Raw genomic sequence first — 12662 nt, 5'->3', positions numbered from 1 at the left:
CGAAGGAAAGGGTAGACAACCATGGCGCTGCAGGACGACGACAGCTCGGTAGGCCACTCGTTCGGACTCGAGTTCGACGGCATACAGATCAAGGCCATCACCGAGGTGACCGGCCTCAAGATGGAGCAGGACGTCATCGAATACAAATCGAACATGGCCAAGGACGGCAAATACAACGTCAAAAAGTTGCCTGGACGGTGGAAAGCCGGCGAATGCACCTTGACCCGTCCACTGACCAAGGACAACGGGTTCGAGAAGTGGGTGAAGGATTCGCAGCTCGGCAAGATGAAGGACGCCCGCAAGGGTGGCTCCATCATCGTGTTCGACTACGAGGGCGAGGAGGTCAAGCGCTACAACCTCACCGCGGCGTGGCCCAAGAGCCTCGAACTGAGTTCGATGAAGGCCGGCGACACGAGCGTCATGACCGAAAAGCTCGTGTTGACATACGAGAAGTGCGAACCGGCCTGATGCGCAGAGGCAACATTCACGGGACTTCTGCCCTGGCCGACGCGCCGGGGCAGATGCCTTCCGCCGACGAAATACGCGAACTGCGCACCGAGTTCCCGTTCGTACTGCCCCGCGGTTACGTGGACCCGGCGGGCACCGTCCACCGCGACGGCGTCATGCGGCTGGCGACCGCGAGGGATGAACTGGTCTCGCAACGCGATGACCGGGTCCGCGAAAGCCCGAATTACCTTGCGGTGGTACTGATCAGCCGCGTCGTCACCCGCATCGGCGGGATCGAGGACGTGCACGGCGGAGTCATCGAGAATTTGTTCGCGTCCGACTTGGCCTTCCTGCAAGACCTGTACCGCCGAATCAATCAAGACGGCCATACGCACGCCCGGGTCACATGCCCGCACTGCAGCAACGACTTTGCCGTCGATGTTGCCGGGAGCCGCCTGGGGGAATCGTGACGTGCGGAGTCGACGCACTTTACGACGAGGTCTCCTACCTCGCCTACCACCTGCACTGGCAACTCGACGCGGTGCTCGACCTCGAGCATGCGGACCGCCGCAGATTCGTGCAATTGACCCGCAACCTCGCCGCACAGAACTAGAGGGAGGCACCGATGCCCAAATGGTGGCCCTGGGGTCGATCAGCGGATTCGGCTGCGGCGCAGACCGCGAGCCCGCCCGCGCCGGTGATCCCACCGACACCGTCCTGGCAACGGATGGCTCCCCTGCAACGCACCGTCGGGCTCGAATCCACCGCCCAGCTGGCCGGATTCACCGAGTCACTGACCACCTCACAGAACCCCGGTTTCACCCGCCCGGTTCAACTGTTGGCAGCTGAGAATGCCGACCGCCTGCCCGTGCTGAATCTGGCAAGAAGCGCCCCGAGTGCAAGCGCACCGCCGCCCGCGCCGCCGGCACAACCGACGCCAAGGACGTGGAATCCTCGGTTTCCATCCGTACAGCGAGCGCACGTTGGGATCGCCGCGCCAATTCAGCGGACCGCCGAGGGCGTCGCCGAAGTCGATGAGCCGGCACCGCATGTCTATGCCGTGGACGCCACAGACGTGGCCTATGCGGGACCGAAGGCGATGGTCGAGGCCAGCGATCCCGATGAGCGTCGACCGTTGGACGTGGCCGACGAGCCCGCACCGCCGCCCGGTCCGGCACCCGAGCTGCCGGCCCCATCGGTGAGCGCGCCCACCGCACCCCCGTCCGCAGCGCCGACGCCGGTTCAGCGGACACCATCCGACACCGGTATGACTTCGCCTGTGGTGCAGCCACTTCCGAAAGTTCACGAGCACACCCCGACCGCGGCGCCGCTGCGAACACTGTCTTCAGTTCAGCGTCTCCCCTCGAGTTCACCGCTGCCTGCGCTTCGGACGCTGACCGCTGCGGAACCGCCCGCACCCGTCAGTGGCAATCGACCCGAGGTAGAGGCACCACAGAATGTGCCCGGGGGTGTGTCGAGCAACGCGCTCGGCAGCGGGCCGACGGCTCGGGAGGCCGCGGCGATCCAGCGCACCCCGCTACCCGACGCGAGCAATAGCTCCATCGCCGAATCCGCGCAATCGCCGACACCGACGGTGGTGCCGATCGATGCCGACGCTCCGGCGGAAGCGACCACCGAGCCTTCCGCCGTACCGGCCACGCCGCCGACACCTGCGCCGAATACGAGCAGCGCACCGCCCGAACTCGTCGTACACCGGATCGCCGTCACACCGGATCAGCCGAGCAGCACGACGACGTCGATGGGTGCTCCACCGCGTGCGTCCCAGGCCCCCACCACCGCCGTCCAGCGCCTGCCCGTCGTCCAGGCCCGCCCGTTGAGCCGGACCGAGCCGATCGCGGCGGCGCCGGCGCGTCTCGGATCGCCGGCTGTGCAGCGGTCTCCCGCCGAAGCGTCCGCACGTCCACCGGTTCCCGCGGCGGCCGAAGGTCCGCACGTCCGTTCCGACCAGAGCCCTCGCGAGATTCCGACATCGGTTCAGTTGCCGTCCTCAACCGCGGTAAGCCACTCGCCCGAATTCGAATCGCTGGAGCTGTTCGTATCCGATCGGTTTGCACCCGCAGACCCCGCATCCGGCGCAGCCGAACCCGAAGCCGTGCAGCGCATGACATTGCCGGTGGCCCACTCCACACCACAGCCCGCCGCCGGCCCGCCACGCAGCACCGCGGAATTGTCGGCACCGTCCATCGTCCAGCGATCGACCGCGGCAGGAAGGCGCCTTGTGGTGCTGCCGCCCGTGCGTCGAAGCGGCGAGGTGCAGCGCAGCGCCGAATCGACACAGCCGCACGAACACTCAGACGTCTTCCACAACCCTCGCCCGATCGGCCTGCAACGCATGTTCGGCCCTTCGCCGGATCGATTCGAGCACGTGACCACCGCCGCGGTGGGCGACAGTCACTCCTTCGCCGAGACGTCAACGCATGAAACACCGCTCAGCACGGGGTCATCCGACAGGACGAGCTACGACGCCGCCACGAACACCATCACGTTCGCCCCGCCGAGCGTGCAGCGCGAAACCGCCGAATCGACTCCCGAGCCGGCACCGGTAGGCGATTCCGCACCGCCGTCGACCGAAGTGCCGGTCGCCGGGCCCATGCTGACGGCCGCCCCGGCGATCGGCGCGCCGGCCCCAGCCGCGCCCGACGTCGACGAATTGGTCAACCGGCTCTACGACCCGTTGGCGGCACGGTTACGCGCGGAACTGTGGCTGGACCGTGAGCGGGCTGGTGTCCTCATGGACCTGGGCCGATGAGCGGTTGCGCGACGAGGAGAAAAGACCGATGAGCCCCCCTAAACTGCCGCCGGAAGACAAAGACGAGGTGTTCGTCGGGGTCTGTTTCGCGGTCAAGTTCGACAAGACCGACGTCGGAAAGTTCAGCAGCTGCGAAGGTTTCGGCCTAGAGGTCGTGATGGAACAGCGTGAGGAGGGCGGCAACAACGGGCTGATCTGGCAACTGCCGACGCGGATGAAATACAGCAACATCAAGCTGACCCGTCCCATCGGCCCCGACAGCGAAAAGCTGACCAGGTGGATCGTGAAGGCACTCAACGGGCTCAAACCGACCACGGGTGAGATCAAAGCCATGGACGCCGCGGGAAATCCGGTGATGACCTGGCAGCTCGAAGGTGTGGTGCCCGTTCGCTGGACCGGCCCGAGCCTGAACCTGGACTCCCCCAAAGTCTTCACTGAGACCCTAGAAATCGCCCACCACGGTTTCACTCCGGAAAAAGGCAGTCCCAATGGCTGACAAGACGATCGCACTCAAAGCGCCACCACCCGAGAGGAAGGGCGACAGCGCTCCGGACACCTGGGCACAACCCCAGTACGCATTTCTGGAACTCTGGGAACCCAAGCACGTCAAGGGTGGCAAGCCGGAGCTGGGGTCCCTCAAGGACAAGGTGACGTTCCAGTTCAACCCCAAAGAGGTCTCGATCACCAAGTCGGCCAAGTGGGAACGCAAACCGACCAAGCAGAAGAAGGCCGGGCCGCCCGAGTTCTCCGGGGCCGAACCCTGCAAGCTCAGCCTCGAGCTGTACTTCGACGCGACCGCCAAAGACGGCGTCGACGTCGTCGCATCGGTGGACAAGCTGTTCAGTTGTTGTGTCCCGTGCACCGAAGGTGACCAGGCCATGCCGTTTCTGGTGGTCTTCAACTGGGGTCAGGTCAAGAGCTTCGCCGCCTACATCAGCCAGGTACAGGCCAAGTACACCCGATTCGCCGCGAACGGTGTTCCGATCCGAGCGACCTGCTCGATCAATCTGGAGGAAATCGACGTCACGCCCGATCCGAAGCAGAACCCCACGTCCGGCGCGCAATGGGCTGACGACGTACACACGATGGTCACCGGCGACTCGCTGGCCCTCCTCGCCTACCGTGAGTACGGCGACCCCCAACTGTGGCGGGCGCTTGCCACCTACAACGACATCGATGATCCGATGCGGGTACCCAACGGCACCCGGCTCAAGCTGCCGCGGCGCGAAGCGCTGGTGGCAGGGGCGGTCTGATCAGCATGGCCACCGCCGCGTCGTTCCTGATCGAATTCGACGGCACCGCACTGCCTGACGACATCAGCCCGCTGCTCACGTCGGCGTATGTCGATTCGAGCCTGCGCCTTCCTGACGCGTTCATGTTGCGCTTCCGCGACCCGAATCGGATCGTGATCGAGAAGTCCAAAGTGAAGATGGGCACGAAGGTCAAGATCACGATCTCCAGCACACAGACCGAAACGCCCGAAAAGCTGATCGAGGCCGAGGTGACATCGCTGGAAGCCGAGGTCGGTGGGCCGGGATCGTTCACGGTCATCCGCGGTTACGATCCAGCGCACCGGTTGTTTCGGGGCCGCCACACCAAGTCGTACGCGCAGACCACCGCGTCGGATGCCGTCACCGAGATCTCGCAGCGGACCAAGATCGCCGCCGGCGAAATCGAAGCGAGTAAAACGGTTTTCGATCATCTCGGGCAATTCGGGCAGACCGATTGGGAGTTCCTCGATGCGATGGCCCGACGCATCGGCTATGAGCTGACAGTACGGGACAACAAGCTGAACTTCCGTCCGCGTGAGGAAGCCAATCGTGCGCCGTCGCAAGACGCGCAAGACACCGATCCGTTGGTGCTGCGGCTGGGTACTGACCTCCTGCGGTTCCGGTCGGTGATCACCGCCGCGGAACAAGTCGCCGAGGTCGAGGTGCGCGGGTGGGATGTAGCGCAGAAACGCAAGATCGTCAGCACGCTTGCGGCCAGCACGAAAAGCGTTGAGCTTCCGACCATGAAGCCCGCGGATGTTGCCAAGCCGTTCGGCGATCCGCGCTATGTCGCCTCCGACGTCGCATACCGCACGCAGTCCGAGGCCGACACCGCCGCTGCCGCGCTCACCGAGGAAATCGGCAGTTCTTTCGCCGAAATCGACGCGGTCGCCCGGGGTAATCCGAAACTGCGGGCCAACGTGAGCATCAAGATCGACAATGCGGGCCAACCGTTCGACGGCAAGTACACCATCACCGCGGCGCGCCACCGCTACGACCCGGCCAATGGTGGCTACACGACGGCCTTCTCGGTGACCGGCCGCCAGGAACGCAGCCTTTACGGCCTGACCGCGGCAGGCGGGCGAGCCTCGACGGCGGCTGGGGTGACGGTCGGTGTGGTCAGTGACGCGAACGATCCCACCCACCAGGGCAGAGTCAAGCTGACCTTCCCGTGGCTGTCCGACGACTACGTCAGCGACTGGGCCAGGACTGTGCAGCCTGGGGCCGGTAAAGACCGCGGCGCCATGGTCATACCGGAAGTCGGGGACGAAGTGCTCGTGGCGTTCGAGCAGCAGGATCCGCAACGGCCTTACGTCCTCGGCGGTCTGTACAACGGTGTGGACACCGTGAACACCAAGGGACCCAACTTGATCGACACCGGATCCGGTGCGGTCAACCGGCGCTCGTTCGTCTCGCGCAACGGCCACCGGTTGGATCTTCTCGACGAAGACGGCAAGACCGAGGGGATCACCGCCGAAACCGGCGACGGCAAGCTCAAGCTGACCCTGGATTCGGTGGGCACGAGCATCGTCGTGCACAGCGACGGCAGCGTCCTGATCGAGGGCAAGAAGGGCATCACTGTCGACGCAGCGTCCTCTGACCTGCAACTCAAAGGTAAGAAGATCTCCATCACCGCAACCAACGGTGTCACGGTGTCGGGTGGATCGGGAGCCGTCGATGTCGACACCCAGGTCGCGTTGTCGCTCAAAGGCACCACGGTCAAGGTTGCGGCCAAGGCCGCCGGCGAGTTCAAAGCCGGTGGGCCCAACGTCATCACCGGCGCACCGGTCAAGATCAACTGAGAGGAGCAACGGCCATGCCACCAGCCGCGCGCGTCGGCGATCTGACCGCACATCCCGGCACCATTGGTCCCCCGGGCGTTCCGACCGTGCTGATCGGCGGCATGCCTGCCGCAGTAGTGGGAACCACTCACGCGTGCGCATTCCCCGGGGTCGTACCCCACCCGCCCAATGCGATCCTGCCGCCGGGCTGTCCGACCGTGTTGATCGGCGGTATGCCGGCCGCCCGCGTCGGCGACATGACCGGCTGTGGCGCGCCGATCCTTCCGCCCGGCTGCCCCACGGTCCTGATCGGAGGCTGACGACATGAGCGATTTCACCAACGATTTCATCGGCGCGGGCTGGAACTTCCCGCTGCAAGTCGACCCCACCAACGGGATCGGTCTGGCCACGCACGTCCGCGACATCGAGCAAGCGATCGAGATCATCATCAGGACATCTCCCGGAGAGCGGCCGATGCGTCCTGAATTCGGTTGTCGCATACAGGACCATCTGTTCTCGCCGATGAACGATGCCACACTGGCGGCCATCGCCAACGATGTTCGCCGGGCCTTGGAAGTGTGGGAGCCGCGCATCGATGTCGAGGACGTCAGGGTTCTGTTCAACCGGGACGATCTCGGCATGGCCCACATCGATGTCGGCTACCGCATCCGCGGCTACAACGATGAACGAAACCTGGTGTTCCCGTTCTATGTGATACCCGACGAGGCCGGCGCTCCCGAGGCCGGCGAGCTGCCACCCGCCTACCAGCTGAATGAGGCGTGACGATGCTGCCCGCACCCAACCTGGACGACAGGACTTTTCAGAGCCTGGTGGACGACGCCCGCCGGCTGGTCCACCGCCGTTGCCCCGAGTGGTCCGACCACAACATCTCGGACCCCGGCATCACGCTGATCGAGACATTCGCCATGATGGTCGACCAGCTCATCTACCGGCTCAACCGGGTTCCGGATCGCAACTACATCAAGTTCCTCGAATTGCTCGGCCTGGAACTGCGACCACCCGGTGCCGCCCAGGGCGAGGCGACCTTCTGGCTGTCGGCACCCCAACAACAACCCATCACCGTGCGCGAGGAATCCGAGGTCAGCACCGACCGCACCGATCTCGACGAACCGATCGTCTTCTCGACAATCGAGAAGCTCGAGATCATTCCGTGTTCGCTCGACGGCGGCCGGGTCGCGACGATGGCCGAGGGCGGCGAACCCGTCACGCAACGCAATGAGGTCGGCGGCAACGAATTTCGCTGCTTCTCCGAACGTCCGATGCCCGGAGACGCACTCCTGATCGGACTCGACCGGGCGGTACCGTCGTGCGCGGTGCTGCTGCGGGTGAACTGCCGGGTCTCGGGCGTCGGCGTCGACCCCACCAACCCCCCGTACCTGTGGGAAGCCTGGACCGGGAACGACTGGGTGGCGTGCGAACCAGGACCCGACGAGACTAAGGCGTTCAACAAGCCCGGCGACGTCATCCTGCACGTGCCGCGCGGTCATGTGCTCGATTCCCCGCCGCGCGTCGGCGGTGAAGCCCGCGGCTGGCTGCGCTGCCGGTTGGTCGACCCCGCGCCCGGGCAGTCGACCTACAGCGAGTCTCCGTTCATCACCTCGATCTCGGCGTGCACGGTGGGCGGTACCGCGCGCATCGTGCACGCCCGGGTCGTGCGCGACGAGACGATCGGCACGTCCGACGGCACCGCCGGGCAACGCTTCGCATTGCAGCACCGGCCGGTTCTTCCGTGGGCGGGCAGTTCGTTGCGTGTTGTCGCCGAAGGTGACATGACCGACTGGAGGCCGGTGGAACACTTCGGTGATCAGGACGATTCCAGTCAGTCGTTTCATATCGACCCGGTCGCCGGTGAGGTCGTGTTCGGCCCCGTGGTCCGCGAGTCGGACGGCACCATTCGTCAGTACGGCAGGATCCCGCGGAAGACGGCGACAATCAGGATGTCGGCCTATCGCACCGGCGGCGGCCGCAAGGGCAACGTCGGCGTCGGCCAGATCCGCGTGCTCAAAACCAGTGTGCCGTATGTGTCGCGGGTCGAAAATCGCAGGGCGGCGGTAGGCGGTGCCGAAGCCGAAACCGTCGACGAGGTCAAGGCGCGCGGCCCGCTGCTGCTGCGGACCCGCGGAAAAGCCGTCACGGCACAAGACTTCGAGCAACTGACCCTCGACATCGCCCCGGAAGTCGCCAGGGCGCACTGCCTGACCGCCGCCGACGAACGGGAAGCGGGCGCCGTGCGGGTGTTGGTCGTACCGCATGTGGCCAGCGATGCCATGGACCTCGTGCGCCGCGAAGACCTCATACCGCTGCCCGAGACGATCCAGCGGATCAAGAACCACCTCGATGAGCGCCGCCTCGTCGGCACTCGGTTGATCGTCGAGCCTCCGCACTATCGGGGTGTCACCGTGGTTGTCACCCTCGCCGTACTGGCCGGCTACGCCCGCGATCAGGTCAAACTCGATGTGGCCCGGGCCTTGAACGGCCTGCTGCATCCCTTGAAAGGCGGCCCGGACGGTGTGGGCTGGCCCATCGGCCGCGCCGTGCAGGTACACGAGGTCACCGCCGCGCTGGCGCGAATCCCCGGGGTGGACATGGCCAGAAAGGTCACGGTCCAGTTGTTCGGTGTCGACCCGGCGACCGGAAAGCGGTCGACCGAGCCGGTCGAGGTGATCCCGTTGGGGCGCAATGAGCTTGCGTACTCGTTCGGGCGACACAGCGTTCGGGTGGTGGAAAGATGAGAGCCGGTGTACCGCAGCTGGATTCACCCCAGCCCTTCCTCGACACGATGCCGTCGGTGTACTGGGGCGATCCGCTGACCGAGCGGCTGTGCGAGGCGTTCGACGAAGTGTTGGCGCCCATCTTCGCCACCCTGGACTGCTTCCCGGCATACCTCGATCCGAAGACCGTTCCGAGCGACATGCTCGACTGGCTGGCCGGGTGGATCGGCTTGCACCTCGGTGGCCGCGAGACCGCCCACAAGCGGGAACTGATCGCGGCAGGCGCGGCCATGTTGCGTTGGCAGGGCACCGCACGCAGTATCCGCGACACCGTGACGGCTGCGTTCAACCGCGACACCGAGGTGATCGAATCCGGAAGTGCGACATGGTCATTGACACCGGACTCCAAACCCGGGGGCCGGGCCACGCCCAGTCTTCTGGTGCGCGTCACGGTGGACCCCGGCGACGACGTCGACGTGCGTAGCGTCGAAGCCCTCGTCGACGCCGTCAAGCCCGCTCACATCCCCCACCGCGTCGAGTTGGTGACCCGCGCGGCACCGTCGCCGCCGGTCACCACGGCACCCGCACCACCGGTCACCGCGGCGCCCGAGGCCCGACGGCCCGCACAGCAACCGCCGGACGACCCGCAGACCCGCAAACTCAGAATCACCGATCTGAACGCGGGGAATCCCGAAGCGCCGAACGGCTCAGAAGACCGCGACCTCTAGGTCGGCCCGGATCCGGGCGTGTTCGCGGCGAACATATTCCGCCGAACTGAGATCACCCAGCGTCTCGTGCAGGTCGGCGAGCACCATCCAGGCATTCTCCTGATACTGATCGAGCTGTACCGACCGCTGCGCCATGACGAGTGCCTGCTCGTACTCCCCCAGCGTCCGGTAGTCCGACGCGAGTGCGGCAGCGGCGGCCGCCGCCGATCGATGGAGCCGTTCCCGTTCGTCGTCGATGCTCTGTGCTCCCGAGATCTCCGGCAGCAGCTCACCGGTGTACAGGTTGAGGGCTTCCTGACGCGCGACGACCCGGCCCCGCACGTCACCGCGGGCCGAGGCGGTCGCCGCCCGGGCGAGCGCGTCGGCGAAATCCCGGACGTCGACCGTCGCCCGGTCGGGAAGGCACAACCGATACGATTCGCCTCGCCGCCGGATCACGAGATCGGATTCGCTGAACAAGCCGCGCACGCTTGACACGGCCACTTGCAGGCGATGGCATGCCACGGAATGGTCGACACCAGGCCACAAGATGTCCTCCAGCAGTTCGCGGTGGTGATCGTGGTCGGGGTTCAACGACAGGATCTGCAGCACCCAGCGCGCCTGCGGGCGCAGCTGACTCAAAGCCGCGATTTCGCCGTCGATCGCGATGCGATAGCCGCCGAAGCAGGTGATCGCCACCGGAGGCAGGCTGGCCTCCACGACTTCGGCGGCCGCGGTGAATGCGCTGGGCGGTTCGGCATCGTCCACGCTGCCGGCGAAAAGTACCGGCAGACCACATTGTTCGGCCAGCGCGGCAGCGCCGACAGCCTCGGGGACGTCACGATCCGAGACGTGTTGCAACACCGCGAGGGCCAAGGCGTGGGCACCCCGGCACCGCAGTGCGTGGCTGTCGTCGGCCACCCTGCGGGCGGCCGTCACTGTCGTTTGAGGGTCGATCACCGCGAGCAGCCGGCACCACAACTGCAGCACCGGCGCGTCGAGCTGGCCGAATCTCGCTTCGGCAGTGGCCAGTTCGGACTTTCCATCTTCACCGACACGTTGTTTGGCCAGCGCAACGGCGAACAGCAGCAGCGCAGCACCCCAGCTGTCCCCCATCCGGTCGGCGGTCGAGATCAGGTCGGCACAACTCTCGAAACGCCACATCGCGTCGCGTGAGACGATAAGCGCAACCTGCTCCAGACCATGACACAGACGCGAAACCCAGGGAAGCCCTTCGCTTTCCGCGTCCGCAGCGATCGTGCTGAACCGGGCAGCCGGGTCTTTCGGCCCGCCGTCGACCAGATCGAGGGCGGCCGCTGCGAGGCTCACCCAGATGGTCAGCGACGGGTCGGGTTGACCGTCGCCCACGACGGCCTGCAGGATTTCGCGGGCCGGTCGAAGCTCGCCCGCGACTACCGCCGCGACTGCGTGCGCCAGCCGCGTCCAGCCGTCGGCTCCGGAACAACCGGTGACTTCCGGCGCGCGCCGCAGCGCCTCCCGCAGTGGGTTGGCCCAGTGCTGGACCAGCGGTTCGCGCGCTCGCCCAGTCTTGGTCCCGGGCAACCAAAGCAGGGCAACCGCGGACTCCTGGCGACACATCTGGCGGTAATTGGGCTCGTCGTACAGCGTCTCGGCCTGCCGATAGGCCTCCACCCCGCGAGCCAGCGCCCCTTCCCGTACCAGGCGGCGCGCGTTCGCCAGTGCCAGCCACGGGTCATGCTGCCACGTACTCGCCGGCAGCAAATGGGCGTCATCGACGACTGTTGCATCGATCCGAGCGCCGCCCGTGTCGGCCACCAGACGTGACACCGAGGCCCAATCGCCGGCCTTGGCGTACGCGCGCACCGCCGGCCGCAGCTCCCCCAACGTCTCGAGCACGTCACCGCTCTTGCGGTAATAGGACCGGGCCGCCGCGGGCCCGTACTCCTCGACCAACGCCAGCTCGAGATGAGACTGCAGCACTTCGTGGTAGCGGAAGTACACGCCGCCGTCGTCGGTGGAGGTGAACAGCTGCGCGGACTCCAGCTCCTCCAGGATGCGGTGGCTACCGGTCGCGCCGAGTAACGCATCGCATGACTCCCCGGACAAGCGGCCCAGCGTGCATGTGCGCAACAGGAAATCGCGCCTCTCCGCGGGCAATTCGGCCAGCACGTTGCGCGTCAGGTACGAGCGCACCAGCTTGGACCTGCCGCCGAGCCCGGCGACGGCCTGGTGACGTTCAGCCGCGGTTCGGCCGACCGTGGCGAGGTGAAACAGCTGCAACCCGGCCGCCCAACCGCCGGTGCGGCGGGTCAGCGCCGCGGCCGCTTCCGGCCGCAGCGGCTCGCGGTACACCGAGGCGAACAGTTCCTCGACTTCCCACGACCGGAACCGGAGATCATCGCTGCCGGTCTCGGAGATGGAGCCGGACACCCGGATGCGCGGGACGTTGATATCTGGCATCCGGCGCGATCCGCAGATCAACTGGAGCCGGCGGGGCCGCAAGGAGATGAATCGCTCCAATGCGCGCTCGGCAGGCGTTTCGGCGATCTCGTGCAGGTCATCGAGGACGAGGACAGCGCCGGCGCCGCTCCACTGATCCAGGGCCGCCAGCAGCTCAGCCATCGATTCGGCGCCGCCGGTTTCGGCGATCTTCGACAGGGCGGCGCCGAGATAGGCCACCATGCGGTGCTCGGTGGAATCTTCCGCGGTGAGGCGATACCACCCGACAGGTCGCTCCGACGCGGTCGCGATGTGTGACAGCAATGTCGTCTTCCCGCACCCCGCCGGCGCGACCACCATGTCAACGATGGTTTGCCGACCGGACAGCAGGGGCTGCTCGAGTCGCGCGCGGACCAGACCGGACACCTCCGGCACGCGGAGCTTCTCTCGCAGGACGACGCAGTCAGTCATGGACGTTCGACCGTCCGATCGAACATTCGCCGCTACCTGACGAATAGATATTCATGTTTGCC

The 12662-nt window shown here is 66.2% G+C and carries 12 protein-coding genes; 11 read left to right on the top strand and 1 reads right to left on the bottom strand.

Translation table 11 applies throughout. The features are described from left to right. Positions 1-21 precede the first annotated feature (21 nt). Genes ACRCUN_RS13850 through ACRCUN_RS13800 form a run of 11 tightly spaced genes read left to right on the top strand, consistent with a single transcriptional unit; the run spans position 22 to position 9729 of the window. Positions 22-468 (top strand): phage tail protein, encoded by a 447-nt coding sequence (locus ACRCUN_RS13850; protein WP_036437200.1) that lies wholly within the window; start codon positions 22-24, stop codon positions 466-468. Continuing rightward, entirely contained in the window at positions 453-917 is a 465-nt protein-coding gene (locus tag ACRCUN_RS13845) for a hypothetical protein (protein ID WP_462142207.1), read from the top strand. The genes ACRCUN_RS13850 and ACRCUN_RS13845 overlap by 16 nt, the downstream gene beginning before the upstream one ends. Further along, a complete protein-coding gene (locus ACRCUN_RS13840) occupies positions 914-1060 on the top strand; it encodes a DUF6760 family protein (protein ID WP_198538897.1) in 147 nt (48 codons plus the stop codon). Before ACRCUN_RS13845 ends, ACRCUN_RS13840 begins: the two co-directional genes overlap by 4 nt. A 12-nt stretch (positions 1061-1072) precedes the next feature. After that, positions 1073-3217 (top strand): hypothetical protein, encoded by a 2145-nt coding sequence (locus tag ACRCUN_RS13835; RefSeq protein WP_462142206.1) that lies wholly within the window; start codon positions 1073-1075, stop codon positions 3215-3217. Then, entirely contained in the window at positions 3180-3713 is a 534-nt protein-coding gene (locus tag ACRCUN_RS13830; RefSeq protein WP_462142205.1) for a phage tail protein, read from the top strand. The genes ACRCUN_RS13835 and ACRCUN_RS13830 overlap by 38 nt, the downstream gene beginning before the upstream one ends. After that, positions 3706-4470, top strand: a complete 765-nt coding sequence (locus ACRCUN_RS13825) for a CIS tube protein (protein WP_462142204.1) — start codon at positions 3706-3708, stop codon at positions 4468-4470. The genes ACRCUN_RS13830 and ACRCUN_RS13825 overlap by 8 nt, the downstream gene beginning before the upstream one ends. Before the next feature lie 5 nt (positions 4471-4475). Beyond that, the gene (locus ACRCUN_RS13820; protein ID WP_462142203.1) at positions 4476-6290 is read left to right on the top strand and encodes a VgrG-related protein; all 1815 of its coding nucleotides are present in this window, start codon (positions 4476-4478) and stop codon (positions 6288-6290) included. Between the two features lie 14 nt (positions 6291-6304). Beyond that, entirely contained in the window at positions 6305-6589 is a 285-nt protein-coding gene (locus ACRCUN_RS13815; protein ID WP_067851183.1) for a PAAR domain-containing contractile injection system baseplate protein, read from the top strand. A gap of 4 nt (positions 6590-6593) precedes the next feature. Beyond that, a complete protein-coding gene (locus ACRCUN_RS13810; protein ID WP_462142202.1) occupies positions 6594-7052 on the top strand; it encodes a gp25 family contractile injection system sheath assembly initiator in 459 nt (152 codons plus the stop codon). 2 nt (positions 7053-7054) lie between these two features. Beyond that, positions 7055-9022, top strand: a complete 1968-nt coding sequence (locus ACRCUN_RS13805; RefSeq protein WP_462142365.1) for a putative baseplate assembly protein — start codon at positions 7055-7057, stop codon at positions 9020-9022. Next, positions 9019-9729, top strand: coding sequence for a phage tail protein (locus ACRCUN_RS13800; RefSeq protein WP_462142201.1), 711 nt, complete (start codon positions 9019-9021; stop codon positions 9727-9729). The genes ACRCUN_RS13805 and ACRCUN_RS13800 overlap by 4 nt, the downstream gene beginning before the upstream one ends. Here the strand turns inward: ACRCUN_RS13800 and ACRCUN_RS13795 are convergent. Then, positions 9709-12600 (bottom strand): AfsR/SARP family transcriptional regulator, encoded by a 2892-nt coding sequence (locus tag ACRCUN_RS13795; protein ID WP_462142200.1) that lies wholly within the window; start codon positions 12598-12600, stop codon positions 9709-9711. The two genes, ACRCUN_RS13800 and ACRCUN_RS13795, sit on opposite strands and share 21 nt — an antisense overlap. Positions 12601-12662 lie beyond the last annotated feature (62 nt).

The organism is Mycobacterium venezuelense, assembly GCF_054919535.1.
Note: the sequence above shows the minus strand (reverse complement) of the source record. Positions and strands in the feature narration are given on the sequence as shown.

Excerpts from the sequence above, each read along its gene's own strand:
- ACRCUN_RS13850 (WP_036437200.1), top strand. The coding sequence starts at position 22 with ATGGCGCTGCAGGACGACGACAGCTCGGTAGGCCACTCGTTCGGACTC.
- ACRCUN_RS13835 (WP_462142206.1), top strand. The coding sequence starts at position 1,073 with ATGCCCAAATGGTGGCCCTGGGGTCGATCAGCGGATTCGGCTGCGGCG.
- ACRCUN_RS13825 (WP_462142204.1), top strand. The coding sequence starts at position 3,706 with ATGGCTGACAAGACGATCGCACTCAAAGCGCCACCACCCGAGAGGAAG.
- ACRCUN_RS13820 (WP_462142203.1), top strand. The coding sequence starts at position 4,476 with ATGGCCACCGCCGCGTCGTTCCTGATCGAATTCGACGGCACCGCACTG.
- ACRCUN_RS13815 (WP_067851183.1), top strand. The coding sequence starts at position 6,305 with ATGCCACCAGCCGCGCGCGTCGGCGATCTGACCGCACATCCCGGCACC.
- ACRCUN_RS13810 (WP_462142202.1), top strand. The coding sequence starts at position 6,594 with ATGAGCGATTTCACCAACGATTTCATCGGCGCGGGCTGGAACTTCCCG.
- ACRCUN_RS13805 (WP_462142365.1), top strand. The coding sequence starts at position 7,055 with ATGCTGCCCGCACCCAACCTGGACGACAGGACTTTTCAGAGCCTGGTG.
- ACRCUN_RS13800 (WP_462142201.1), top strand. The coding sequence starts at position 9,019 with ATGAGAGCCGGTGTACCGCAGCTGGATTCACCCCAGCCCTTCCTCGAC.
- ACRCUN_RS13795 (WP_462142200.1), bottom strand. The coding sequence starts at position 12,600 with ATGACTGACTGCGTCGTCCTGCGAGAGAAGCTCCGCGTGCCGGAGGTG.